The sequence below is a fragment of the Kitasatospora sp. NPDC002543 genome, from assembly GCF_053594915.1.
Window position 1 is genome coordinate 84,318 of the sequence record NZ_JBSFWR010000014.1, and the last position, 25,166, is coordinate 109,483.

A 25,166-nucleotide genomic window follows, 5' to 3' on the forward strand; every position below is an offset into this window, starting at 1 on the left:
CACCCCGAACTGGGTGTTCAGGCCTAGATCGCCGAACGCCCCGGCCGGGCAGACTGACCAGCGAAAGATCGGGACCGGGGCCCGCGGGGCTCCGCGACTCGGCTCGGAACCGCGGCTTCGGCCGAGCTCCGGGCCGCGGCTCCGAGGCCTCCGGACGGGGGCCGCGGGAGGAGAGGGGGCGCGTCATGGACGCGGAAGTGCTGAGCGGGCCGGCCCTGCGGGTCGGACGGGCCTGCGCGGACGGGGTGCGGGCCTGGTACGCGGTGACGCTGGCCGTGACGGGCCTGCTGGCGCTGCTGGCGGGGCCGGTCCTGCTGGCCGCCGCGCTGTTCGGTCCGGACGATCCCCTGGACCTCCACCCGGGCGGGCCGCTGGTCCTGGCCGTGCCGATGGCGCCGGTCGCCCTCTGGGCGCTCTGCTGGGCCACCGGGGGCGGCGGCCGGGCGGTCGGCGCCGCGCTGTTCGCCCCGGGGACGATGGCACTGATGGCGACGCACCTCTACGGCGGTGCCGCGCCCGGCGGCCGGGCCGGCTCGCTCTGGCTGGCACCCTCGCTGCTGGTGCTGGGGCTGTTCGGCGCCCGCTGGATCGCGACGGAGAGCAGGCGCACCGTGGGGAAGTGGAGCGGGCGGCCGATCCCGGTGCCGTACCGCGGGCCGGCCGCCGCCGGTCCCTGGCGGCGGCTGCGGGCCGGCGGCTGGCTCACCGACCCGGCGACCTGGCGGGACTTCGTCTGGACGCTGTCCACCGGCACCGTCGTGCTGGTCACCGCCGCGATCGTCCTGCTGGCCCCGGTCGCCCTGGAGGTCTTCGGCCGCGACGGGCAGTTCTTCCACCTGGGCGTCGTCTACTCGCTGGGCCTGACCGTCGCCCCACTGGCCGCCCTGTGGGCCGCGCCACCGGTCCTGCGGCTCCACGAAAAGGCCGCCCGGGCCCTGCTCGGTCCCTCCCGGCAGGCCGAGCTCGCCCGTCAGGTCAGCCACCTGGCACGGACCAGGGCGGACACCATCGACGCCGGAGCGGCCGAGCTGCGCCGGATCGAGCGGGACCTGCACGACGGGGCGCAGGCCCGGCTGGTGGCTCTGGGCATGCTGCTGACCGTGGCCGAACAGCTGAAGGACGACCCGGACGCCCTCGGGCCGCTGCTCGCCGAGGCCCGGCTGTCCTCGGTGAAGGCGCTGAGCGAGCTGCGGGACCTGGTCCGCGGCATCCACCCCCCGGTGCTCGCCGACCGCGGCCTGGCCGACGCGGTGCGGGCGACGGCACTGGACCTGCCGCTGCCCGTCGACTTCAGCGGCGGACTGCCCGGCCGGGTGCCCGCCCCGGTGGAGTCGGCCGCCTACTTCGCGGTGACGGAGCTGCTGGCCAACGTGGTGAAGCACGCCGGGGCCTCGCGCGTGTGGATCGACATAGGGCACAGTGACGGGCTGCTGCGGATATCGGTCACCGACGACGGGCGCGGAGGCGCCGACCCGTCCCGGGGAACCGGCCTCAGCGGAACCGAACGCCGACTGGCCGCCTTCGACGGGGTGCTCGCGATCAGCAGCCCGCCCGGCGGGCCGACCATCGTGAACCTGGAGCTCCCGTGCGCGTCGTCATCGCCGAAGACCTCTTCCTCCTCCGGGACGGTCTGACCCGGCTGCTGGAGGCCAACGGCATGAAGGTCACCGCGGCGGTGGAGGACGGCGAGCAACTGCTCGCCGCGGTGGCCGCGGACCGGCCCGACATCGCCGTGGTGGACGTCCGGCTGCCGCCGGGCTTCACCGACGAGGGGCTGCGGGCCGCGCTGGCGGCCCGTCAGGCCCACCCCGGGCTGCCCGTCCTCGTGCTGTCGCAGTTCGTGGAGCAGCTGTACGCGCGCGAGCTGCTGGCCGGCAGCACCGGCGGGATCGGCTACCTGCTCAAGGACCGGGTGATGGACGGCACCCAGTTCATCGACGCCGTACGGCGGGTCGCCCAGGGCGGCACCGTGATGGATCCGGAGGTGATCACCCGGCTGCTCACCCACAACTCCTCGGCGGGCCCGGTCTCCACCCTCTCCCCACGCGAGCGGCAGGTGCTGGCGCTGATGGCGGAGGGCCGGTCCAACGCGGCGATCGCCCAGCAACTGGTGATCACCGAGCGGGCCGTCGCCAAGCACACCGCGTCGATCTTCGTCCGGCTCGACCTCCAGCCCTCCGACGACGACAACCGCCGGGTCCTGGCCGTCCTGGCCTACCTCAACAACTCCTGAAGGGAGCCGCCATCGCCCGCAGCCCGGCGCCACCCCCACCCACCCACCCACCACCGCCCATCACGCCGCCCACCACAACCCCACAGCCACCACGGCCGCCCCCCGGTCAGCGCCCCGACCAGCGGGAACGGCCCTCGGCTGCCCGGGGCTCGCCCGCCGCAGAACGGGTCAATTAGGCTGGTGGGGTGCTCATCCTTGTTCGCCGCCGCCACGTGGACCTGCTCCGCGTGACGACCATGTCCTGTCGACGCTCCGGCTGAACCTCGCGCCACCCACCCTCAACGGCGGCCCCTGCCGGCCGCCACCCCTTTCCCGGCTCCCGGACCACCCGCCGCACCAGGCGGCTGCTCCGGCGTCCCCGGTCGACCACCGGGACCAGCCGGGACGAGACCCAGCGGATGTCACACATGACGCAGCAGTACACGCCCATATCCGAGACCGGCGTATCCAAGACCGGCGAATCCGAGACCGGCACCGGCTCCACCCCGGTGGACGCCCTCCCGGTGGACGCCCTCCCGGTGATCGACCTCTCGCTCGCCGACGGCAGCCCGGACGACCGCCGCCGCCTGCACGACGAGCTCCGCGCCGCGGCCACCGGTGTCGGGTTCTTCCAATTGGTCGGCCACGGTGTCACCCCGGAGGAGACGGCCGCGCTCACCCGGGCCATGCGCGCCTTCTTCGCGCTGCCCGAGGCCGACCGGCTCGCCGTGAGCAACCTCAACTCCCCCCACTACCGGGGCTACACCCGCACCGGCGACGAGCTCACCGGCGGCAACCAGGACTGGCGCGACCAGCTGGACATCGGCGCCGAGCTGCCCCCGCACGTCCCCGGCAGCGGCGAGCCCCCGTACTGGTGGCTGGAGGGTCCCAACCAGTGGCCCGAGGCCCTCCCCGAGCTGCGCTCCGCCGCGCTCGGCTGGATCGACCACCTCGACGGGGTCGCCCACCGGCTGCTGCACGAACTCCTCGCCGCGATCGGCGCCCGCCCCGACTTCTACGACGAGGCCTTCGCGGACCACCCCCACCTGCGGCTCAAGCTGGTCCGCTACCCGGGCACCGCCCCGGACGGCGCCGGCCAGGGGGTCGGCGCCCACAAGGACTACGGCTTCATCACCCTGCTGCTGCAGGACACCGTCGGCGGCCTCCAGGTCGAGCGCGCCGACGGCACCTTCCTGGACATCCCGCCGCTCCCCGGCGCCTTCGTCGTCAACCTCGGCGAGCTGCTGGAGGTGGCCACGGACGGCTACCTCAAGGCCACCAACCACCGCGTGGTGAGCCCGCCCGGCGCCCGCGAGCGCTTCTCGGTGCCGTTCTTCTACAACCCCCGCCTCGACGCCCACGTCGAACCGCTGGACTTCCCGCTCGCCCACCACGCCCCCGGCGCCACCGAGGACCCGGACAACCCGCTCTTCGCCGACTTCGGCCTCAACGAGTGGAAGGGCTACACCAGGGCCCACCCCGAAGTCACCCGCCGCCACCACGCCGCCCTCGCCTGACCCCAGCCCCGGCCCCGGCCCCGGCCCCGGCCTCAACCCCGGCCTCAACCCCGAGCTCGGCCCCGAGCTCGGCCCCCGACCACAGCCGCGGCCATACCACCCCCACCGCTGCCGCCGAAGCCCCTGCCCGACGCCGCCCCGGCCGACGGCAGGGGCTTCGGCGTCCCCGTGCTCCCCGTGCCCCCGCGCTCCCCTCCCCTCCCCTCCCCTCCCCGCCGCCATCGGTGGACCGGTCCGGGACGGCACTGTCACACTGCTGGTGTCACAGCAGGAGTGTGCCAGCGCGGGAGGCGGCGGATGGGGGAGCACGACGGGGCCGGGGTCGGGGGCGGGCTGCGGCTGACGGTGGACGAACTGGCGGCGCGGGCCGGGGTGACGGTGCGGACGGTTCGGTTCTACGGCACCAAGGGGCTGCTGCCGCCACCAGAGCTGGGGCCCCGACGGGTGGGTCTGTACGGGGAGGCCCACCTGGACCGGCTGGGGCTGATCGAGGAACTGCAGCGACAGGGGCTGACCCTGGCCGCGATCGAGCGGTACCTGGCCCGGTTGCCCGAGGACAGCACCCCGCTGGACCTGGCGATCCACCGCGCGTTGGTGGCGTCCTGGACGCCGGAGACCCCGGAGGAGGCCAGCCGGGCGCAACTGGAGCGCCGGGCCGGCCGGGGGCTGACGGAGGAGCAGGTCGAACGGCTCGCCGCGATGGGAGCCCTGGAGCGGACGCGGGACCCGGAGGTGTTCCGGGTGGATCCCGGACTGCTGCCGCTGGGCGTGCGGATCCTGGACGTACCGATCCCGCTGGAGACGCTGCTGGCCGCCCGGGCGGTGGTGCTGGAGCACAGCCGGGCGACGGCACGGGAGTTGCAGCGGCTGTTCCGCGAGACGGTGTGGAAGCCGTACCGGGAGAGCGGGCCCGCACCGGCGGAGCTGACCCGGATGCGGGCGCTGACGGACCACATCCAACCGATGGTGGCGCAGGCCCTGGTCACGGCCTTCCAGCGGTACCTGCGGGAGGAACTGGGCGAGGAGCTGAGCCAGGAACCGGACCGGGGACCGGACGGGGAGCCCGGGTGACGCCGCCGGACCGGGAACCCGGGTGGGGCCGCAGCAGCCGCGGCCCCACCCGGTTCCGGTCCGGAACCGGAACCGGAACCGGGTGGGAACCGGAGTCCGAACCCGGACCCGGACCCGGGCGGCTCCGCCCGTCAGTCCGTGAAGGTCCCGCCCTCGGCCGCGATCCGCTCCAGCAGCGCCGGCGGCGCGAACCGCTCGCCGTACGCCGCGGCGAGTTCGCGGGCGCGGGCCGCGAAGCCTGCCGGTCCGCCCTCGTACCCGTTGATGTACTGGAACACGCCGCCCGTCCAGGCCGGGAAGCCGATGCCGAGGATCGAGCCCACGTTGGCGTCGGCGACCGAGGTCAGCACGCCCTCCTCCAGGCAGCGCACCGAGTCCAGCGCCTCGCTGAACAGCATCCGCTCCTTGAGGTCCTCGAAGGGGATGTCGGCGGGGTCCCCCGCAGCGCCACCGCCGAAGTGCTCCAGCAGCCCCGGCCAGAGCCGCCCGCGCTTGCCGTCCTCGCCGTACTCGTAGAAGCCGGCGCCGCCGCTGCGCCCGGGGCGGCCGAACTCGTCGACCATCCGGTCGACCACCGCGTCGGCCGGGTGGGGCGTCCAGGTGCCGCCGGCGGCCTCCACCGAGCGCCGGTACTCGTCGCGGATCTTGCGCGGCAGGGTGAGGGTGAGCTCGTCCATCAGGGAGAGCACCTTGGCGGGGTAGCCGGCCTGGGCGGCGGCCTGCTCGATGCTGGACGGGTGGATGCCCTCGCCGACCATGGCGACGCCCTCGTTGAGGAACTGGCCGATGACCCGCGAGGTGAAGAAGCCGCGGGAGTCGTTGACCACGATCGGGGTCCGGTCGATCTGCCGGACCAGGTCGAAGGCGCGGGCGAGCGCCTCGTCGCCGGTCCGCGGGCCGCGGATGATCTCCACCAGGCGCATCTTGTCGACGGGCGAGAAGAAGTGCAGGCCGATGAAGTCGTCCTGGCGCTCGACGCCTTCGGCGAGCAGGCCGATCGGCAGGGTGGAGGTGTTGGAGCAGAGCAGCGCGTCGGGGCCGACGACGCCCTCGATCTCCTGGAACACCTTGTGCTTGAGCTCGGTGTTCTCGAAGACCGCCTCGATCACCGCGTCGCAGCCGGCCAGGTCGGCGGCCTCGGCGGTGGGGGTGATCCGGGCCAGCAGTTCGTCGCGCTTGGCCTCGGTGGAGCGGCCGCGGGCGATGGCCTTGTTCAACAGGCCCTCGGAGTAGGCCTTTCCGCGTTCGGCGGCTTCCGGGCTCACGTCCTTGAGCACGACCTCGATGCCGGCCTTGGCGCAGGCGTAGGCGATGCCCGCGCCCATCATCCCGGCGCCGAGCACCGCGACCCTGCGGACCTGCCGCTTCTCGATCTCCTTCGGACGCCCGGCGCCGGAGTTGACCGCCTGCATGTCGAAGAACAGCGCCTGGATCATGTTCTTGCTGGTCTGCCCGCAGGCCAGCTCGGTGAAGTAGCGGGCCTCGATCGCCATCGCGGTGTCGACGTCCACCTGGGCGCTCTCCACGGCGGCGGCCAGCACGTTGCGCGGGGCCGGGTAGGGCGCGCCGTTGAGCTGCTTGCGCAGGTTGGCCGGGAAGGCGGGCAGGTTGGCGGCGAACGCCGGGGTGGCCGGGGTGCCGCCGGGGATCTTGTACCCCTTGACGTCCCAGGGCTGGACGGCGGTCGGGTTGGCCTCGATCCAGGCCTTCGCGCGGGCGGTCAGCTCCTCGGGCGTGTCGACGAGTTCGTGCACCAGGCCGTGCTCCAGCGCCTGCCCGGGGCGGTACTGGCGCCCCTGGAGCAGGAACTTCAGCAGGGCGTCGGTGATGCCGAACAGCCGCACCGTACGGACCACTCCGCCGCCGCCCGGCAGCAGGCCGAGGGTGACCTCGGGCAGGCCGATCCGGGAGGCCGGGGTGTCGAGCGCGATCCGGTGGTGGCAGGCGAGGGCGATCTCCAGGCCGCCGCCGAGCGCGCTGCCGTTGACGGCGGCGACGACCGGCTTGCCGAGGGTCTCCAGCCTGCGCAGCGCGCGCTTGATCCGCATCGACTTGTCGAAGACGGCCTCGGCGTCCTCGGGGCGGGCGGCGGAGAGCATCCGCAGGTCTCCCCCGGCGAAGAAGGTCTTCTTGGCGGAGGTGATCACCACGCCGCGCAGCGCGTCCGCGGGGGCGTCCGCGGCGGCGCCTGCGGAGGCGCCTGCGGAGGCGCCCGGGGAGGCCATGGCCGCCAGCCGCTCGACGACGGTCTCGAAGTCGGCGGTGAAGGCCTCGTTCATGGTGTTGACGGACTGGGTGGGGTCGTCGAGGACGAGGGTGACCACGCCGTCCTGGTCCTGCTCCCAGCGGATGGTGGTGGTGTCGCTCATGGGTTCACGGTCTCCAGGTCTACCGGTCTGCTGGGGGAGGTCAGATGCGCTCGACGATGGTGGCGATGCCCATGCCGCCGCCCACGCAGAGGGTGATCAGGCCGTAGCGCAGGTCGCGCCGTTCCAGTTCGTCGATCACGGTGCCGAGCAGCATCGCGCCGGTGGCGCCGAGCGGGTGGCCGAGCGCGATCGCGCCGCCGTTGACGTTCACCTGGTCGTGGCGGAAGCCGAGTTCGCGGATGAAGCGGAGCGCGACGGCGGCGAAGGCCTCGTTGATCTCGACCAGGTCGATGTCGGCGGCGGTGAGCCCGGCCTTGGCGAGCGCCTTGTGGGTGGCCGGGGCGGGGCCGGTGAGCATGATGGTCGGCTCGGAGCCGGAGACCGCGGCGGAGACGATCCGGGCGCGCGGGCGCAGCCCGTACCGTTCGCCGACCTCGCGGTTGCCGATGGCCACCAGCGCGGCGCCGTCCACGATGCCGGAGGAGTTGCCCGCGTGGTGGACGTGGTCGATGGCCTCGACCCAGTGGTACTTCTGGAGGGCGACGGCGTCGAAGCCGCCGGCCTCGCCGATGGCGGCGAAGGAGGGCTTGAGGCCCGCCAGGGTCTCGACGGTGGTGCCGGGGCGGATGAACTCGTCGCGCTCCAGGACGACCAGGCCGTTGCGGTCGCGCACCGGGACGACCGAGCGGTCGAACAGGCCGTCCGCCTGGGCCTTGGCGGCGCGGGCCTGGGACTCGGCGGCAAAGGCGTCCACGTCGGTGCGGGAGAAGCCCTCGATGGTGGCGATGAGGTCGGCGCCGATGCCCTGCGGGGCGAAGTTGGTCTCGTACGCGGTCATCGGGTCGGCGAACCAGGCGCCGCCGTCGGAGGCCATCTTGACCCGGGACATCGACTCCACTCCGCCGGCCAGGACCAGGTCCTCCCAGCCGGAACGGACCTTGGCGGCGGCCATGTTGACGGCTTCCAGGCCGGAGGCGCAGAAGCGGTTCTCCTGGACGCCGGCGACGGTGTCGGGCAGGCCGGCCGCGACGGCCGCGATCCGGGCGATGTCGGAGCCCTGGTCGCCCACCGGGCTGACCACGCCGAGCACGATGTCGTCGATCGCGGCCGGGTCCAACCCGGGGTAGCGGCTGCGCAGTTCGTGGATCAGGCCGACGACCAGATCGATCGGCTTGGTGCCGTGCAGCGAGCCGGAGGCCTTGCCCCGGCCGCGCGGGGTGCGGATCGCATCGTAGACGTACGCTTCGGTGGTCACGGTGGAACGCCTTTCAGGGCAGGGGGACGTGAGGAAGGAGCGCTCAGCCGAGGATGGAGCGGCCGACGATCTCCTTCATGATCTCGGTGGTGCCGCCGTAGATGGTCTGGATGCGGCCGTCGGTGAACGCCCGGGCGACCGGGAACTCGCTCATGTAGCCGTAGCCGCCGTGCAGTTGGAGGCAACGGTCGGCGGTGCGCTTCTGCAGCTCGGTGGCCCACCACTTGGCCATCGAGGCGTCCGCCGGGGTGAGCGCCCAGCGGTTGTGCTCGGTGATGCAGCGGTCCACGAAAGCGCGGGTGACGGCACACTCGGTGGCCAGCTCGGCGATCTCGAAGCGGACGTGCTGGAGCTTGGCGAGCGGGCGGCCGAAGGCCTCGCGCTGCTTGACGTAGTCGGTGGTGATCTCGACCAGGTACTCGGCGCCGGCGATCGCCGCGGCGGCGATGGTGAGCCGCTCCTGGGCGAGGTTCTGCATCAGGTGGACGAAGCCGCCGTTGAGCTCGCCGATCAGGTTCTCCTTCGGCACCCGGACGTCCTCGAAGAACAACTCGGCGGTGTCCTGGGCCTTCTGGCCGATCTTGTCGAGGTTGCGGCCGCGCTCGAAGCCGGGCGTGCCGCGCTCGACGGCCAGCAGGCTCAACCCGTGGGCGCCGCCCTCGGGGGTGGTGCGGGCGACCACGATCACCAGGTCGGCGAGGATGCCGTTGGAGATGAAGGTCTTGGCGCCGTTGAGCAGGTAGTGGTCGCCCCGGTCGACCGCCTGGGTGCGGATGCCCTGGAGGTCGGATCCGGTGCCGGGCTCGGTCATCGCGATCGCGGTGATCAGCTCGCCCGAGCAGAAGCCGGGCAGCCAGCGGCGCTTCTGCTCCTCGGTGGCGAGCGAGGTGAGGTACGGGCCGATGATGTCGTTGTGCAGCCCGATCGCCAGGCCGGAGGCGCCGGCCCGGGCGAACTCCTCGGCCAGCACGGCGGCGTAGCGGAAGTCCGGAGTCCCGCCGCCGCCGTACTCCTCGGGGACGGCGAGGCCGAGCAGGCCCTGCCGGCCGGCCGCGAGCCAGGCGGAACGGTCGACGATGCCGGCCTTCTCCCAGCGGTCGTAGTGCGGCAGCACCTCCTTGGCCAGGAAGGCCCGCACGGTGGCCCGGAAGTCGTCGTGCTGCTCGGTGAAGATCTCGCGCTGCAACGCTACTCTCCCTGCTCTGCCGAAGGGTTGGTGGTGGGGGCGCCAGGACTCCCGGACGCGCGGGCGCCTCCGGGATCGACGGACGGGGCGCCGGGGCCGAGGGAGGGAACGCCCCAGTCCCGGGCGACCTCGGCGGTGTCCGCGCCCGGCCGGGCCGGCGGGCGGCGCAGGGCCCCCGGGGTGGCGGAGAAGCGCGGGGCCGGGGCCGGCTGGGTGACGCCGCCCGCCTCGACGTACGTCCCGCGCGCCGACAGGTGGCCGTCGGCGGCGGCCTGACGCATCGTCAGCACCGGCTCCACGCAAGCGTCGGAGCCCGCGAAGACGGCCTCCCACTCGGCCCGGGTCCGGGTGGCGAAGCGGGCCGCGATCAGGGAGCGCAGCTCGGGCCAGCGGTCGAGGTCGTACTGGCCGGGGGTGTCCGGGCCCAGCCCCAGCAGTCGGGCGAACTCCGTGTAGAAGCGCGGCTCCAGCGCGCCCACGGCCAGGTGCCCTCCGTCGGCAGCCCGGTAGATCGCGTAGAACGGCGCTCCGCCGTCCAGCAGGTTGGCGCCCCGGCGGTCCTGCCAGTGTCCGGCCGCGAGCAGGCCCCACAGCATGCTGCCGAGGTGGGCCGCGCCGTCCACGATCGCGGCATCGACCACCTGGCCGGCACCGGTGGCCCGGGCGTGGTGCAGCCCGGCGAGCAGGCCGACGACCAGGTAGAGCGAGCCGCCCGCGTAGTCGCCGAGCAGGTTGGCGGGGATGCCGGGGGCCTCGTCGGCGCCGCCCGGCGCCGCCACCATCCCGAGCACCCCGGCGACCGCCGCGTACCCGAGGTCGTGCCCGGCGGTCGCCGCCCGGGGGCCGTGCTGCCCCCAGCCGGTCATCCGCCCGTACACCAGCGCCGGGTTGCGCGCCAGGCACGCCTCGGGCCCGACCCCGAGCCGCTCCGCGACGCCCGGCCGGTAGCCCTCGATCAGCAGGTCCGCCCGCTCGACCAGGTCCAGCACCCGGCCGGGGCCCGCGGGGGACTTCAGGTCGATCAGTACCGAGCGCTTGTTGCGGTTGCTGAGGTCGTACGCCGGGTCGGTGCCGAGCGGCGAGGGCTCCGGCCGGTCCACCCGCACCACGTCCGCCCCGAGGTCCCCCAGCAGCATCGCCGCGAACGGCCCCGGCCCGATCCCGGCGAGCTCCACCACCCGCACACCTGCCAACGGCCCCCCGGCCGCCGGCCCCCTGCTCACGTCACCCACTGGCCGCCGACCCTTCCCGATGGGTTTGACAGTAAAGCTGTCACACTCGGGATGATAGGCAAGCGACCCGCCGGTAACAAGACCTCCGCCCCCGCGCCGGGCCGCCAATTCCCCCACGCCCACGCCTCGGTGGACACCGCCACTCCGCGCGCACCCGGAACCACGGAGGGTGGGTCCGTGCACTGACGGAGGCTCCCTGTACGGTCGTCATGCCGCAGGGGAGCGGCGTTCCGCCGAACGGGGAGGATTCCACGCATGGGCAGTCCGTACTTCACCACGGGACCGGTCGCACCGGCCAAGGACCCGATGCCGGGCCCAGTGCCGGGCCCAGTGCCGGGCCCGCTGCCCACGTATCCCGTGAAATCGCCGTACGCCAACCCGGCGCAGCCCGGCGACGCCTCCGTGCCACCGCTTCCCCTCATGCCGCCCGGCAAGGCCACCACCCAGCTGGACACCCCGTACGAGCTCACCGCCTCGGCCGCGATAGCCCGCCAGACAGCCACCGACCTCGACGACGCCAACGGCAAGGCGGGGCCGGGCGCACACAGCCTCACCGAGTACGCGAGCACCGCGTCGACCAAGATCCGCGGCTTCTCCTTCGGCGGCGCCCTCACCGGCAGCACCGAGCGCTGGCTGCAGCAGTGCAAGACCCTGCACGGCAAGCTCGGCAACGCCGCCACCAGCCTCGACCGGACGCGGCAGTTCTACAACGCCAACGAGACCAGCATCGCCACCGACTTCCGCGCGGGCCGGTAGAGGGCAGGGAGGAACAGACAGATGGTGTCCTTCAAGGAACTCCACGAGGCCGACTTCTCCGCGGTCAGCGAAGCAGCCGAAGCCTGGGCCGGCGTGGCCAAGGCCCTCACCGCCATGGACGGCCGGGTCTCCAAGGACCTCACCAGCACCGCGCAGCGGGCCGGTTGGAAAGGCGACGCCGCCGACGCGGCCACCACGGCCATGCAGGGCATCGACGGCGACTTCAAGCAGGCCTCGGCCGTCGCCACCGCCCTCGCCGCGATCATGAAGACCGCCGCCGAGGACTTCGCCGCCGCCCGCCGCGACCTCGACACGGCACTCCACGACGCGCAGGGCGACACCACCCTCAGCGTCACCGCCGACGGCGCGGTCAACTGGACCGTGCCGAAGGAGGAGCGGAACGACCCCGACGCCGAGCGCACGATACGGGCCAACGCCCAGGCACTGTCCGACCGGCTCGGCAAGGCCGTCGCGAAGGCCACCCTCGCCGACCAGCGGGCCACCATCGGCCTCCAGAGCGACATCGGCACCAGCACCACCGCCTTCAACGCCGCCCCGCTCGGCGCCGGCCCGGTCGCCGACGCCAAGCGGGCCACGGACCTGATGTCCAAGGCCGGCAGCCTCTCCGACGACCAGCTCAAGCAGTTGCAGGCCCTCATGGCCGCCAACGCGGAGAACAAGGACTTCTCCACCACCCTGCTCAACGGTCTCAACGCCGGTGGCAAGACCGGCCCCGAGGCCCTGCTGGAGTACAGCAAGGTCTACGACGGCCTGGCCCACGGCAACCACAACGCCGCGGGCTACCAGGACGTCTACAAGAACCTGTCCGTCGCGCTGGCCGCCGCCACCCGCGACGGCGGGATGGGCAAGGCCTGGGAGGACGGCCTGCTCGCGGCCGCCCGCCGCCCCGGCGGCTCGGCCGCGGGGTGGAACGACAACTACCCGGCGCTGACGGCACTGCTCAACGCGAAGGGCGACTTCGACAAGGGCTTCCTGACCAAGGTCGGCACCGACCTGGTCGACTACGAGCGCGGCAGCAAGCTCAAGGGCGAAGACCTGTGGGGCCCGGACTGGAACAACATCTCCGGCCACCAGGGCGATCCCCTGCGGGACCTCATGCAGACCATGAGCCGCAATCCCGAGGCGTCGAAGGATTTCTTCGACCCCGCGGCCAACAAGAACCTCGCCTACCTGCTCAAGGACCGTCAGTGGCCCAACCAGGGCTACGAACACAACCAGCTGGACGCACTCGCGCGGGACACCTCCCGCGGCGCGTTCGGCGATGCCCTGGAGGCCGCCACCACCGGCCGCGATCCCCACGGCACCCAGCCGCCGGTCCGCCCCCACGACGCGACGATGGCGCGCATCATGTCCGACACGATCAGTCACTTCGGCGGCGACTCCGCCGGCCATGTGACCGAACTCCCGGTCGGACTGCGCAAGCCGTTCGGAAACATGATCGCCGACTACGCGGCCGACACGTACGAGATCATCGGCAAGGAGGTCAACGGGCACTCCGAGACCAGCGGGCTGGCCATCGACCGGGACCGTCTCATCCGGGTCATCCGTGGGGTGTCCGACGACCCGGAGGCGTTCAGGGCCATCCACTACGCCGAGAGCCGGGAGATCGCCCGACGACTCGACGCCTACCCTCCCGACGCGTTCAGGCCGGACAGCACCGGGCACCCCGGCCCCGGTATCGAAGGCTACGTCCGGGAGGCCGGCCAGGTCCTGGGTGCGCTCAGCGGCACGCAGTCCGACGTCATGACCCGCCACCACGACGACGTGGTGTTCCAGAACAACTGGCAAGCGAAGATGAACTACCACGCCATCGGCACGCCCCTGACTCCCATACCCGTCGTGGGCGACTTCGTCCAGCGCATCGTTGACGTCGGCACGTCGGAGTGGGCGAACGGGCTCAACAGCGAGCAGGACGGGCAGACGCAGGCGGACCTGTCCAAGATGTTCAACTCCGGCGAGAACCAGTTGAAGCAGATGATCGTCGAGAAGGCCGGACAGGCCGGCCTCACCGAAGCGGAGATCACTTCGACCTCCGGTGTGCCCCAGAAGCTGCTGCACGACGTGTCGGGAAGCTACGGGACGGGCGTCAACCAGACGTACCGCAACGCACTGGGTGGGCGCTGAGATGAAGGAGACGCAGCACACGACCGGTCAGCCCGGCGACAGGAGCGCCGTCGGCGGGCGGCTGGACGCGGCACTCGACCGGCGGGGGTTCACCACCCGGGCGCTACGGGTGCGGGCGGCGGCGGCCGCGGTGGCGGTCACGGCGGTCGTGGCCGGGGCCGGGGTGCTCCTGGCGGACAACCTGACCAACGTCTTCGGTCCCGGCAGTGTGTGCGAGGGCGCCGTGAGCGCGGATCTGCTGAACGACGCACTCGGGGCGGGCAAGGTCAGCGACCAGGGTTTCGGCAACGGGGACCTCCGCAGTGGATCCGCCTTCTGCATGGCGAAGGTGAGTTCCGGGGTCTTCGGCAACGAGCGGTCCGTCACCGTGGAACTGCGCAGGAACGGTGACCTCTCCGTCGTCGCGAAGGACTCGGACGCCCGGCTGTTCGCCGCTTCGGCCAACGGTGGAGCGTCCGGTGCGGCCTTCGACCACCGGGCCTGGGCACTGCTCCCCGAGGCGTGCGACAGCGGGCAGCGGGTCGCCGTCAGAGCGGACCGTGGCGAACGTCCCGGGGCCGAGAAGCTCGCCGCACTCGCCGTGTCGACGGCCGACCGCATCGCGTCACAGCAGGGGTGCGGCGCATCGCCCATGCCCGCACCGCACAGGCTCTCCGCCGCCGGGCAGGACCGCGACCTCGACCACAACGCCGTCTGCGGCCTGTCCGGGCTCACCATGCCCACCGTCCAGGGCCCGGCCGTCCGGGAGACCGTGACCACCGCGACCGACCCGCTGTGGACCTGTCTCATCCACTCGGACGCGGATCCGAGGTCCTCGATCACCTTCACCATCGGTACCGAGCCCCGGCTCCTGGCCCCGGAGGCCCCGAAGGACGAGCCGGGGACCGGCCGCGCCCGCTGGGTGAAGCCCGGTGAGATGACGGCGACTTGCCAGGGCCGGCCCACCTACTTCCGGATGGACGTCAGCGGATTCCCGGACCTCGTACCGGACAGCGGTTCCGCCTGGAAGCAGTTCCTCACCGCCGGCGGCACGGCGATCGGCTGCGAGCCGATCCTCTGACGTCCCCGCAGGGGGCGCCCCCATCCGACCGATCAGCGATCAGCGAACAGGACACCGTGGAGATCAAGGACAATCACCGGCCCGGTACCCGGCGTGTGCGGGCCGTGGTCGCGGGGGTGGCGGCGGTCGGGCTGGGGATCGGCGGGTGGGCGCTGCTGGCGGACGACATGACCAACAGGTTCGGGCCGGACAGCGTGTGCGGCGAGATGGTGAGCGCGGCCGCGCTGAACGGCGCGCTCGGGTCGGGCAAGGTCAGCGCGGCGTCGTACGAGGGGAGCGCGAGCCGCGGTACGGCGATGTGCAGGGCCACGGTGAACGGCGGGATCTTCGGCGACGACCGGAGCGTCTCGGTGTACGCCACCGAGAGCAAGGACGTCTTCCACTTTCCGGTCGACCCCGGTGCGCGGCCGTTCACCGCCTCGGCGAACGGTGGCGCGGTCGGTGCCGTCCACGGGTCGTCGGCGTGGGCGCTGCTCCCGGCGGACTGCCCCGACGGGCTGCGGGTCGAGGTCCGTGCGGACGGCCCCACGCCCGATGCCCTGGGTCTCGCCCGGCTCGCCGTGTCGACGGCCAACCGCGTCGCGGACCAGCGCGGCTGCGGCAGGGCTCCGCTGCCCGCGCCGCACGAGCTGGCCCCGGCCGGCGGGGAGCGCGAGCTCGACACCGACGCCGCCTGCGGGCTGCCGGGGGTCACCGTCGGCCGCTCTCCGGGCAAGCGGTACAAGGAGGTCGTGTCGGCCGGGTCCGATCCGCTGTGGAGTTGCGCGATCACGCCGGAGGGCAGGGACGAGAACACCTCCGTCCTGGTCATCGCCACCGAGTCACGGCTCCGGCCGCCCGCCGCCGAGAGGGACACCTCGCCGGCGTTCGGCCGGGCCCGCTGGGTGGGTTCCCTGCCCCGGGACGAGATCGTGGTGACCTGTCACGGTCGACCCACCTACTTCCGGATCGGCACCGTCAGGCAACTCGGGCGACTGTTCCCGACCGGCGACGAGGCCTGGAAGCAGTTCCTCACCGCCGGGGGCGAGGCGATCGGCTGCGAGCCGATCCTGTAGGGACCGGGGTGGTCGGAAATGGGCGGGCGGCCACGCGAGTAATGGCCTATCTTGCGATGGACCTATTACTCAGGACACGGGGACGCGCCATGACCACCACCGACCACACCTCCCGCACGACCGTCGCCGTCTCCGAGCGCCTCGTGCTGTCGCGGCCGCGAGAGGACGACGTGGAGGCGGTGTTCGCGATCCACGGGGACCCGGAGACCAACCGGTACAACCCGTACGGGCCGCAGCGGGACCGGGCGGCGAGCCGGGAGATGCTGGACGGGTTCGTCGCCGACTGGGTGCGGGACGGCGTGGGGTACTGCACGGTGGCCACCCGGGAGGATCCGGGGACGGTCATCGGGTTCGCCGGGCTCTACCTGCACACCCTGGACGGGGAGCGGGTGTTCAACCTCTACTACCGGTTCCGGCCGTCCGCCTGGGGCCGCGGGTACGCGGCGGAGGCGGCGCTGGCGGCGATGGCGGAGGCGCTGCCGCGCTACCCCGGAGTCCCGGTGATCGCCCTGATCCACGCCGACAACCTGCCCTCGCGACGGCTCGCCGAGCGGCTCGGGCTGGTCGCCGACCCGGACGGCCGCACGGACGAGGAGGACCGGCTGATCCACCGGATGGCCATGACCGGCGCGTCGGCCACCACCCCCGCAGCCACACCCGCCTGAGGCCGGAGATCCCCCGCCGGGGGGAGGGGGATCGCACCGCGGGCGGAGGCCCCGGGGCGGGGTCCGGCGGCACCGTGGGGGCATGAGGATCAACGAGCACGCGGTGCGGACCGGGGCGGCGTGGACGGCGGTCGCGGCGACCGGGCCGTACCTGACGCTGAAACTGCTCTGGCTGACCGGGCACCCGGTGGGAGCGGAGGCCGGCGAGATGGACCGGCTGTGGCTGCTGAACCTGCTGACCGTCGGCATGGACGCGATCGCCGTGGCGCTGGCGCTGGCGTTCGTCCGGCCGTGGGGGCGGCGGGCGCCGGCCGGGCTGGTGGCGTTCCCGATGTGGGTGGCGACCGGGCTGCTGGGCACGATCCTGGTCGCGCTGCCGCTGTACCTGGGAAGCCTGATGCTGCTCGGGCCGGAGGACGGCGGCCCGGACGACAAGGGCCCCGGCGACTGGGTCTTCCTCGTCGTGTACGGCGGCTTCGCCGTCCAGGGCGTCGCGCTGCTCACCGCCTTCGCCCTGTACGCCCGCCAGCGCTGGGCCGGGCTGCTGCGGGAGCGGATCGGCGACCTGCCCGGCTCCCCCACGCTGACGGTGCAGCGCGCCCTCGCCTGCGTCGCCGCGCTGCTCGCCGCGGGCGTCGCGGTGGCCCGGGCCCACTGGGCGCTCGGCGGCACCGCCGGACTGCCGCAGGCCATGGTGGAGGAGCGCAGCCGAGGCATGGCGGTGATGGACGGGGTGGCCGCGGTGATGGCGGTGGCCGCGGTGGCGGCGCTGCTCCTCCTCGTCTTCCGGGTCCGGCCGGAGCGCCGGCTGATCCAGCCGCTGCTGGTGGCCTGGACGGCGGCGGGCTCGCTGTTCGGCTGGGGTGGCTGGCAGTTGGTGGCCCTCGGGGCGACGGCGACCCGGGTGACCGACCCGCGGACGGCCGTGCCCGGGCTGATGCCCCTGGTGGAGGCCGCCCAGGTGGTGGCGGCGGTGCTGGTGCTGGTGGTCGGGGCGGTGGCGCTGACCGAGTGGGGCGCCCGCCGTGGCGCCGCTGCCGTAGAGTCGCGCGGGTGATCACGGGGGTGAACGACCGGGCCCGGACGGGCGGCCGGTCGCGGCGCGCGGCGGGGGCGGTGGTCGGGCGGCGGGCCCGGCTGCGCTGGGTGCACCTGGTGCTGGGCGGCGCGCTGCTGATGCCGTACTGGATGCTGTCGGTGGTGCTGTTCGGGGCGCTCAACCCGAACCAGCCACCCGCTCGCCAACTGCTGCTGTACGTCCTGTCGTTGTTCGTCTCGCTGCCGATGGCCGCCGTCACCGCGCTGGTACCGGTGGTGCGGGGGCTGGAGGGCTCGGCCGCGCGGGCGCTGTGCTCGGCGGCCCGGCCGGAGGACCTGGCCACCGGGCCGGCCCGCTCCTGGGCGGCCCGCCGGCGCACCGCGCTCTGGCACGTGCTGCACCTGCTGTTCGGCGGGGTCGTCGCCGGGATGACCCTGGCCGGCACCCCGTTCGCGGTGGTGCTGCTCTGCGGCTTCTCCGGGACCGAGGAGTTCGTCCGGATGTGGCAGCGGCACTTTCCCGGCTGGCTGGCCACCGGCCCGCTCCTCGGCCTCGGCGTGCTGCTGCTGATCCTGGGCACCAACGCGGTCTGCGGCGCGCTGCTCGCCCGCTGGGCGCCCGCCCTGCTCGGCCCGACCCCGGAGGAGCGGGTGGCGGCCGCCGAGCGCCGGGCCACCGTGCTCGCCCAGCGCAACCGGCTGGCCCGCGAGTTGCACGACTCGGTCGGGCACGCGCTCAGCGCCGTCGGCATCCAGGCTTCGGCCGCCGCCAGGGTGCTGCGCAAGGACCCGGACTTCGCCGCCGAGGCGCTGGCCGCGATCGAGGAGACCGCCCGGTCGGCCGTCGCCGAACTCGACGCCGTGCTCGGGCTGTTGCGCGAGGAGGACCCGGGGGCCGCGGGACCGGCCGGGCCGACCCTCGCCGGACTGGACGACCTGCTGCGCCAGCTCGGGCGCGCCGGGGTGGCGGTGGACGCCGAGCTGGCGCCCGGGCTGTCCGGCCTGCCCCCGGCGGTCTCCCGGGAGGCGTACCGGATCGTGCAGGAGGGGCTGACCAATGTGCTGCGCCACGCCGGGCCCGCGCGGGCCGGGCTCCGGGTCGGGCTGGCCGACGGCCGACTGGAGATCGAACTGACCAACCCGCTCGGGGCCGCCCGGCCGAGCCGCCCCGGCGGCGGGCGCGGGCTGCGCGGGATCGGGGAGCGGGTGGCGGCCCTGCGCGGCGGCAGCACGGCGGGGCCGGGCGAGGACGGAACGACGTGGCGGCTGGCCGTCTGGCTGCCGGTGACGGGAGGAACGACGTGAACCAGGGCACGGGGCGGAACGCGGGCGGAGCCTGGGCCGAGGACACGAACCGGGGCACGGGCCGAAGCGGGGAGCAGGGCGTGGAGCACAGCGTGGAGCAGGGCGTGGAACAGAGCGGGACCAGGGGCGGGACCAGGGGCGGGACCGGGGGCGGCGACGGCATCCGGGTGGTGGTCGCGGACGACGAACGGCTGGTCCGCCTGGGCCTGCGGGTGGTGATCGACAGTGAACCGGACCTCACCGTGGTCGGCGAGGCCGCCGACGGCGCCGAGGTCGTCCCGCTGGTGCGCGAACTGCGCCCGGACGTGGTGCTGATGGATGTCCGGATGCCCGGCATCGACGGCATCCGGGCCACCGAGCAGCTGGTCAACGGCATGACCCCGCCGCCGCGCATCCTGGTGGTCACCACCTTCGAGCACGACGACCACGTGTACGACGCGCTGCGCGCGGGCGCCGCCGGGTTCCTGCTGAAGCGGGCCCGGGCGGAGGAGATGGTGCAGGCGGTGCGGCTGGTGGCGCGCGGCGACTCGCTGCTGTTCCCGGCGGCCGTCCGCGACCTGGCGCTGCGCCACCGCGCGGACCGGCGGCGGGAGTCCGAGGCGGACCGCGGGCCGATCGGGCGGCTGACCGAGCGGGAGGGGCAGGTGCTGCGGCTGATGGCAACCGGACTCAACAACGGCGAGATCGCCCGGCAGCTGGTGGTCAGCCAGGAGACGGTGAAGACGCATGTCGGCAGCGTGCTGGCCAAGTTGGGCGCGCGGGACCGCACCCAGGCGGTCATCGCGGCCTACGAGTCGGGCTTCGTCCTGCCAGGCTGACACCGGCACAGCTCCCTGCGGGCGCCACCACCGACGGGCCGCGGGCACCGCCACCGACCACGCGCAGGCACCATCACCGACCACGCGCAGGCACCGCCACCGTCGGCCCGGGGCAGCGCACACGGATTCCGTCCGACCGGCTCCCAGCGAGTAGAGTGCGGGTTTCCCCTTCAACGCCCGATACCTCCCGGTATCGCCTGGAACGAACTGGTGGCCGCATGACAGTCCGGACCCGACCCGCGCTCTGGTGGCGCATGGGCATCGTGCTCTCGGCGGGCCTCGGCCTGATCCTCGGGACCGCGCCGCTGGTCTACTTCACCGTGCAGAGCAACGTGATCGTGTTCGGCTACTTCGTCGGCGCCGTGTACTGGATGCTCAAGCGCGACACCGTGGACGCGCCCGCGCCCCGGCTGCGCGGCGCCGCCACGCTGTACATCCTGATCACCGGGCTGGTCTCGCACGTACTGCTCGAGCACGGTGCCAACCCGCTGCCCGGGCTGGTCAGCGGGCCGGACAAGCTGGCGCACTGGTCGTCGTTCTTTCTGCACTACGTGACGCCGGTGATGGTGATCGTCGACTGGCTGGTGCTCAAGCCGCGCAACGCCGCGGCCTGGAAGGACGTACCGCTCTGGCTGGCCTTCCCGCTCGGCTACGCGGCGATCGTGCTCACCCGCAACGCCCTGTTCGACGACTACCCGATGCCCTACCCCTACTTCTTCTTCGACCCGACCACCAAGGGCTACGGCTACGTCTGGGGCCAGATCGCCCTGCTGACCGTCGAGTTCGTGGTGCTCGCGGCACTCGTCGTCGGACTGGACCGGCTCGGGACGCGGATCGCCGACAGGCTGCGACCGGCGCGGCAGGCGTGACGCGGTAGCGACGAATCGGCGGCACGACCGCCGGCGGCCGGCCTCAGATCCGCCAGGCGCGGATCCGGTCGGCCGCCGCGTACACGTCCGCCCGGGCCTCCGTCATGTCGCGGGCCAGTTCCACCAGCGCCCCGTAGGGCGGATCGATCCCCTCACCGGCCGCGTGCATGTACGCGGCCGTCGTCACGCAGGCGTAGAGGTTGTTGCGCACCGGCAGCGGGCGCAGCAGCACGATGGTGTGCATCAGGGTGGCCGCGCACCAGGCCGGGTCCGCGTCGTGGCCGAGCTGGGCGGTGTTCACCCGGTGGCGGGCGACGGCGGCCTGGAGCGCCGAGTAGTCCCGCACGCCGAGGTCCTCCGGGGAGGCCAGCTCCTGGACGTCGAGCAGCCAGCGCAGGTCGACGTGGAGCGGTGCCGCTCCCCCGGCCTTCACGCGGCGGGGGCGTCCTCGGGGAACGCGGCGTCGAACTCGGCCCGGTGCGCCTTCCAGAACGCCACCGCGTGGTCCACGAAGACCCTTCGCTGCTGCTCCCGCACGCTCAGGTCGTGGACGTACGCCTTCACGGTCTTGCCGTCGGCCGCGGCGGCCTCGCGGATCGCCGCGAGTTCGTGCTCCGTGTACTCGATGTTGAGCGCAGGCATGCCGCCGATGGTACTGGAGCCAGGGGAAGTTGGGGACGCGGACGACGGATTCCCACCCGCAGTCAAAGCGGTGTTTGTCGAGACCGCCGGGGGCCGTTCCACCCCGGCTCGCATGGCCCCCGAGGAGGACGCGGGTCGGCCCGGAGGAGGAACCGGGTGCGCCGCCTGGGCTGACGCGCCGGGGCGGGACCGGCCGTAGCGTCGGCAGGGAGCGGTGGCGGAGGGGTTCCGCGGGGGAGACCGGGGATTCGGCGGAGGCCGGAGATGACACGCAGGAACACGGGCAGGGCGGCGGCCGCGGCCGTCGCGCTCGCCACGGCGGTGGGGCTGGCGGCGCCGGGGGCGGCCGCGGCCGAGGGAGCGGCCGCCGCCGCGGGGGGACGGGCGAACCCGCTGGAGGGGATCTGGCGGACGGAGGGCTACGGCATGGTGATCGCCGTCTCCGGGGGCCGGCTCACCACGTACGACGTGACGGCGCACAGCTGCGTGCCGGGGTGGATCACGGGGACGCAGAGCGGGGCGCCCGGCCCGGACGGCACCACGCGCTACGCCGTGGAGAACCTCGGCCTGACGCTCACCCCCAAGGGCCGCGACCGGGTCGTCGAACGCGAGGAGGGCGGGGTCGGCAGCAAGACGGTCACCCGGCTGAAGGCCCTTCCGCCGTCGTGCGCCCAGCCGGCGCCGAACGACCCGCTCGCGGTCTTCGACCGGTTCTGGGAGAACTTCGAGGAGCACTACCCCTTCTTCGCGGCCAAGGGCATCGACTGGCACGCCGTCCGCGACGAGAAGCGGCCCACGATCACCCCGACGACGACCGCCGACCAGTTGCAGACCGTCCTCGTGGACATGCTCCGCCCGCTCGGCGACGCGCACACCGGGCTGGTCCGGGTCGTCGACGGGCGGCTCGAGGACGTCTTCGAGGGGCAACGGCCCGGGTCGACGACTCCGACCAAGGAGCTGATCGCGCGGGCCCGACAGGCCTCGGAGGCCCAGCTCACCGGCGCGGAGCAGCTCTTCGCCGGCGGCCGGCTCGGCGCGGGGCGGCTCCCCGGCGGCCTCGGCTACCTCCGGGTGAGCAGCTTCAACGACCTCACCGACGGCGACTTCCAGAGCCAGGTCGACGAACTGGACCGGGCGCTGGACGCCGCGCTGGCCGGGCCCCGGCGGCCCACCGGCCTGGTCGTCGACGTGCGGCTGAACGGCGGCGGCTCGGACGCGCTCGCGCTGCACGTCGCCGCCCGGCTGACCGACCGCCCCTACGTCGCCTACCGGAAGGTGGCGCGCAACGACCCGGCCGACCCGACGAAGTTCACCCGGCCCGACCCGGTCACCGTGCGGCCCTCGGCGGGCGCGCGGTTCAACGGCCCGGTGGCGTTGCTCACCTCCTCGATCTCCGCCAGCGCGGCGGAGACGTTCACCCAGGCCATGATGGGCCGCTCCCCCAGGGTGCTCCGGGTCGGCGAGAACACCCAGGGCGTCTTCTCCGACATCCTGGTCAAGACGCTCTCGCCGGACTTCCTGGTCGTCCTGCCGAACGAGAAGTACCTCAGGCGCGACGGCGGCACCTTCGACGGACCGGGCATCCCGCCGAATGTCCGCACCCCGGTGTTCACCCCCGACGAGCTGGCCGCGCTCAGGGACTCGGCCCTGAGCACAGCCCGCCGGATGCTCACCGAGGACGCCCGGGGCGGCCGGGACGGCCAGGACGGCCAGGACGCCCAAGGTGATCAGGACACCCAGGACACCCAGTGCGACCAGGACACCCAGTGCGACCAGGGCGGCCGGAGTGCCGAGGATCAGCAGCGGTAGGCGTCACATCGGCTCCACCGCCCGCAGGTCGCCGTCCAGCTCCAGCCACCGGGTGAGGCCCAGGCCGCGCAGGAACGGCAGGTCGTGGCTGGCCACGATCAGCGCGCCCCGGTAGGCGGCCAGTGCCTGGGTGAGCTGGCGGACGCTGGCGAGGTCCAGGTTGTTGGTCGGCTCGTCGAGCAGCAGCAGCTGCGGCGGCGGGTCGGCCAGCAGCAGGGCGGCCAGCGTGGCCCGGAACCGCTCGCCACCGGAGAGGGTGGCGGCGGGCTGGTCGGCCCGGGCGCCGCGGAACAGGAAGCGGGCGAGCCGGGCGCGGACCGCGTTGTCCCCGGCGGCGGGGGCGAACAGCTTGACGTTCTCCACGACGGAGCGCTCGTCGTCCAGCAGGTCGAGCCGCTGCGGGAGGTGCCGCAGCGGCACCGGGGTGATGACCTCTCCTCCCAGCGGGGCCAGTTCGCCCGCGATGGTGCGCAGCAGGGTGGTCTTGCCGGCGCCGTTGCGGCCGACCACGGCGATCCGCTCGGGCCCGCGCAGGTCGAGGTCGGCGGTGGTGCCGTGGGGCAGCCGGACCTTGTCCAGGGTGAGCACGGTGCGGCCGGCCGGCACGGCGGTGCGCGGCAGGTCGATCCGGATCTCGGCGTCGTCGCGCACCGCCTCCTCGGCCGCGCTGAGCCGTGCCTTCGCCTCCTCCAGGCGCTCGGTGTGCATGCCCTGGAGACGGCCGGCCGTCTCCTGGCCCTTGCGTTTGAGCATCCCCGCGAAGATGTGCGGGTCGTTGCGGGTGACGGAGCGCTTCTTGCCGTACGCGGCGCTGCGGTCCAGCCGGACCCGGGCCTCGGCCAGGTCCCGCTTCTGGCGCTGGACGTCGGCCTCGGCGTTGCGCAGCATCCGCTCGGCCGTCTCCTGCTGGGCCGCGAGGGTGCGTTCGTAGTCCTCGAAGTTGCCGCCGTACCAGGTGACTTCGCCGTCCCTGAGGTCGGCGATCTGGTCGACGTGCCGGAGCAGCTCGCGGTCGTGGCTGACGACCAGCAGGACGCCCGTCCAGCCTGCCACCGTCTCGTAGAGCCGCTCGCGGGCGGCCCGGTCGAGGTTGTTGGTGGGTTCGTCGAGCAGCAGGACGTCGGGGCGGGCCATCAGCAGGGCGGCCAGCCGCAGCAGCACCGCCTCGCCGCCGGATAGTTCGCCGGTGGTGCGGTCGAGGCCGAGGCGGCGCAGGCCGAGCCGGTCGAGGGTGGCGCGGGCGCGCTCCTCGACGTCCCAGTCGTCGCCGATCGCGTCGAAGTGGCGCTGGTCGGTGTCGCCGGACTCGATGGCGTGCAGGGCCTCGCGGGCGGCGCGGATGCCGAGCGCCTCGTCCACCCGGAGGGTGGTGTCGAGTGTCAAGCCCTGTGGCAGGTAGCCGAGTTCACCGTCGATCCGGACGGTGCCGGCGGTGGGCGTGAGCTCGCCCGCGATCAGCCGCAGGAGCGTGGACTTGCCCGCGCCGTTGAGCCCGATCAGGCCGGTGCGGCCGGTGCCGACGGCGAGCTGGAAGCCGTCCAGGACGGGCTTGCCGTCGGGCCACTCGAACGAGAGCTCGGTGCAGAGGACGGCGGTGGTGGTGGGTTGGTGTGCCATACAGGCCTCCCGGGGTGGTTGCCGAAGGGGTGGTGAGCAACACGGGGAGACACCGCGGGTGCGGAACCGGGGACGGCCGAGGAGAAAAGGGTGGCGTCACGCAGAGGGGCGCCACGGGCCGTGACTGAGGTCGCACACTCGCGCACCGCGCGACGGCAGCAGGGCCTGCGCGGCGGGGGCGGTGTCCCGGGACCTCAGTAGAGCAACGGCCTTCTCCTTGTCTGGCTGATGACTCGGACCACGGTAGGCAGCCCGGGACAGGGGTGCAACCGAATTAATACTGCAACGGTGCTTAAGCACCGTTGCAGTATTAAAGATCGTTTCAGAATGACTTTCGAAGGCGCCGGAGGCAGATGATGCTGCAGGCGAGGTCGAGTAGTCCCTGGTGGAGGTCTGCGCGTCGCTCGTAGCGGGTGCGGAGGCGTTTGAACTGGTGGAGCCGGGCGAAGACGCGCTCTACGACCCAGCGCACCTTGCCGAGTCCGGAACCGTGGGCGACGCCGCGTCGGGCGATCATCGGCTTGATGCCGCGCCGCCGTAGCAGG

The 25,166-nt window shown here is 73.4% G+C and carries 22 protein-coding genes; 14 read left to right on the forward strand and 8 right to left on the reverse strand.

Features of this window, described 5'->3' with window-relative positions; translation table 11 throughout:
- Positions 1-185: 185 nt before the first annotated feature.
- The 4 genes from ACWD4P_RS09225 to ACWD4P_RS09240 all read left to right on the forward strand — a co-directional run bounded on the left by ACWD4P_RS09225 (position 186) and on the right by ACWD4P_RS09240 (position 4,800).
- Positions 186-1,634, forward strand: coding sequence for a histidine kinase (locus ACWD4P_RS09225; RefSeq protein ID WP_449779145.1), 1,449 nt, complete (start codon positions 186-188; stop codon positions 1,632-1,634).
- Positions 1,586-2,233, forward strand: coding sequence for a response regulator transcription factor (locus ACWD4P_RS09230; RefSeq protein ID WP_359818462.1), 648 nt, complete (start codon positions 1,586-1,588; stop codon positions 2,231-2,233). Before ACWD4P_RS09225 ends, ACWD4P_RS09230 begins: the two co-directional genes overlap by 49 nt.
- Positions 2,234-2,640: 407 nt before the next feature.
- Complete coding sequence (locus tag ACWD4P_RS09235) at positions 2,641-3,729, forward strand: isopenicillin N synthase family dioxygenase (RefSeq protein ID WP_449779146.1); 1,089 nt, start codon at positions 2,641-2,643, stop codon at positions 3,727-3,729.
- Positions 3,730-4,026: 297 nt separating this feature from the next.
- Entirely contained in the window at positions 4,027-4,800 is a 774-nt protein-coding gene (locus ACWD4P_RS09240; protein WP_449779147.1) for a MerR family transcriptional regulator, read from the forward strand.
- Between the two features lie 131 nt (positions 4,801-4,931).
- Here the strand turns inward: ACWD4P_RS09240 and ACWD4P_RS09245 are convergent, their stop codons facing one another.
- From ACWD4P_RS09245 to ACWD4P_RS09260, 4 genes are read right to left on the reverse strand one after another with little or no spacing between them, the layout of a single operon-like run.
- Positions 4,932-7,169 (reverse strand): 3-hydroxyacyl-CoA dehydrogenase NAD-binding domain-containing protein, encoded by a 2,238-nt coding sequence (locus ACWD4P_RS09245; RefSeq protein ID WP_449779148.1) that lies wholly within the window; start codon positions 7,167-7,169, stop codon positions 4,932-4,934.
- A 40-nt stretch (positions 7,170-7,209) separates the two neighbouring features.
- Positions 7,210-8,424, reverse strand: a complete 1,215-nt coding sequence (locus ACWD4P_RS09250; RefSeq protein WP_359818471.1) for an acetyl-CoA C-acetyltransferase — start codon at positions 8,422-8,424, stop codon at positions 7,210-7,212.
- Between the two features lie 43 nt (positions 8,425-8,467).
- Positions 8,468-9,610, reverse strand: a complete 1,143-nt coding sequence (locus tag ACWD4P_RS09255; protein WP_359818473.1) for an acyl-CoA dehydrogenase family protein — start codon at positions 9,608-9,610, stop codon at positions 8,468-8,470.
- 2 nt (positions 9,611-9,612) lie between these two features.
- The gene (locus ACWD4P_RS09260) at positions 9,613-10,833 is read right to left on the reverse strand and encodes a CaiB/BaiF CoA transferase family protein (protein ID WP_449779149.1); all 1,221 of its coding nucleotides are present in this window, start codon (positions 10,831-10,833) and stop codon (positions 9,613-9,615) included.
- Between the two features lie 429 nt (positions 10,834-11,262).
- Here ACWD4P_RS09260 and ACWD4P_RS09265 point away from each other — a divergent pair, with 429 nt between their 5' ends.
- The 9 genes from ACWD4P_RS09265 to ACWD4P_RS09305 all read left to right on the forward strand — a co-directional run bounded on the left by ACWD4P_RS09265 (position 11,263) and on the right by ACWD4P_RS09305 (position 20,553).
- Positions 11,263-11,598: a hypothetical protein gene (locus ACWD4P_RS09265; RefSeq protein WP_449779150.1), complete on the forward strand. Its 336-nt coding sequence runs from the start codon at positions 11,263-11,265 to the stop codon at positions 11,596-11,598.
- 21 nt (positions 11,599-11,619) lie between these two features.
- Positions 11,620-13,743, forward strand: a complete 2,124-nt coding sequence (locus ACWD4P_RS09270) for a hypothetical protein (RefSeq protein ID WP_449779151.1) — start codon at positions 11,620-11,622, stop codon at positions 13,741-13,743.
- Between the two features lies 1 nt (position 13,744).
- A complete protein-coding gene (locus ACWD4P_RS09275; RefSeq protein WP_449779152.1) occupies positions 13,745-14,803 on the forward strand; it encodes a hypothetical protein in 1,059 nt (352 codons plus the stop codon).
- A gap of 56 nt (positions 14,804-14,859) precedes the next feature.
- A complete protein-coding gene (locus tag ACWD4P_RS09280; RefSeq protein ID WP_359818484.1) occupies positions 14,860-15,858 on the forward strand; it encodes a hypothetical protein in 999 nt (332 codons plus the stop codon).
- An 89-nt stretch (positions 15,859-15,947) separates the two neighbouring features.
- Positions 15,948-16,523: a GNAT family N-acetyltransferase gene (locus tag ACWD4P_RS09285; protein WP_449779153.1), complete on the forward strand. Its 576-nt coding sequence runs from the start codon at positions 15,948-15,950 to the stop codon at positions 16,521-16,523.
- Positions 16,524-16,605: 82 nt separating this feature from the next.
- Positions 16,606-17,580, forward strand: coding sequence for a hypothetical protein (locus ACWD4P_RS09290; RefSeq protein ID WP_449779154.1), 975 nt, complete (start codon positions 16,606-16,608; stop codon positions 17,578-17,580).
- Positions 17,577-18,866: a sensor histidine kinase gene (locus ACWD4P_RS09295; protein ID WP_449779155.1), complete on the forward strand. Its 1,290-nt coding sequence runs from the start codon at positions 17,577-17,579 to the stop codon at positions 18,864-18,866. The genes ACWD4P_RS09290 and ACWD4P_RS09295 overlap by 4 nt, the downstream gene beginning before the upstream one ends.
- A 161-nt stretch (positions 18,867-19,027) precedes the next feature.
- Entirely contained in the window at positions 19,028-19,684 is a 657-nt protein-coding gene (locus tag ACWD4P_RS09300; protein ID WP_449779162.1) for a response regulator, read from the forward strand.
- 218 nt (positions 19,685-19,902) lie between these two features.
- The gene (locus ACWD4P_RS09305) at positions 19,903-20,553 is read left to right on the forward strand and encodes a Pr6Pr family membrane protein (protein ID WP_449779156.1); all 651 of its coding nucleotides are present in this window, start codon (positions 19,903-19,905) and stop codon (positions 20,551-20,553) included.
- A gap of 43 nt (positions 20,554-20,596) precedes the next feature.
- Here ACWD4P_RS09305 and ACWD4P_RS09310 read toward each other — a convergent pair whose 3' ends face one another.
- Together ACWD4P_RS09310 and ACWD4P_RS09315 are read right to left on the reverse strand one after the other, a co-directional pair.
- Positions 20,597-20,986 (reverse strand): toxin Doc, encoded by a 390-nt coding sequence (locus ACWD4P_RS09310; protein WP_449779157.1) that lies wholly within the window; start codon positions 20,984-20,986, stop codon positions 20,597-20,599.
- On the reverse strand, positions 20,983-21,195 hold the full coding sequence (locus ACWD4P_RS09315) for a hypothetical protein (protein ID WP_224280451.1): 213 nt from the start codon (positions 21,193-21,195) through the stop codon (positions 20,983-20,985). Before ACWD4P_RS09315 ends, ACWD4P_RS09310 begins: the two co-directional genes overlap by 4 nt.
- A gap of 264 nt (positions 21,196-21,459) precedes the next feature.
- On the opposite strand from ACWD4P_RS09315, the gene ACWD4P_RS09320 reads away from it, so the two are divergent.
- Positions 21,460-23,004, forward strand: a complete 1,545-nt coding sequence (locus tag ACWD4P_RS09320) for a S41 family peptidase (protein WP_449779158.1) — start codon at positions 21,460-21,462, stop codon at positions 23,002-23,004.
- A gap of 3 nt (positions 23,005-23,007) precedes the next feature.
- Here the strand turns inward: ACWD4P_RS09320 and ACWD4P_RS09325 are convergent, their stop codons facing one another.
- Together ACWD4P_RS09325 and ACWD4P_RS09330 are read right to left on the reverse strand one after the other, a co-directional pair.
- Positions 23,008-24,621 (reverse strand): ABC-F family ATP-binding cassette domain-containing protein, encoded by a 1,614-nt coding sequence (locus ACWD4P_RS09325; protein ID WP_449779159.1) that lies wholly within the window; start codon positions 24,619-24,621, stop codon positions 23,008-23,010.
- A gap of 322 nt (positions 24,622-24,943) precedes the next feature.
- Positions 24,944-25,166 (reverse strand): transposase (locus ACWD4P_RS09330; RefSeq protein ID WP_449779160.1); only part of this gene is annotated, 223 nt, incomplete at its 5' end.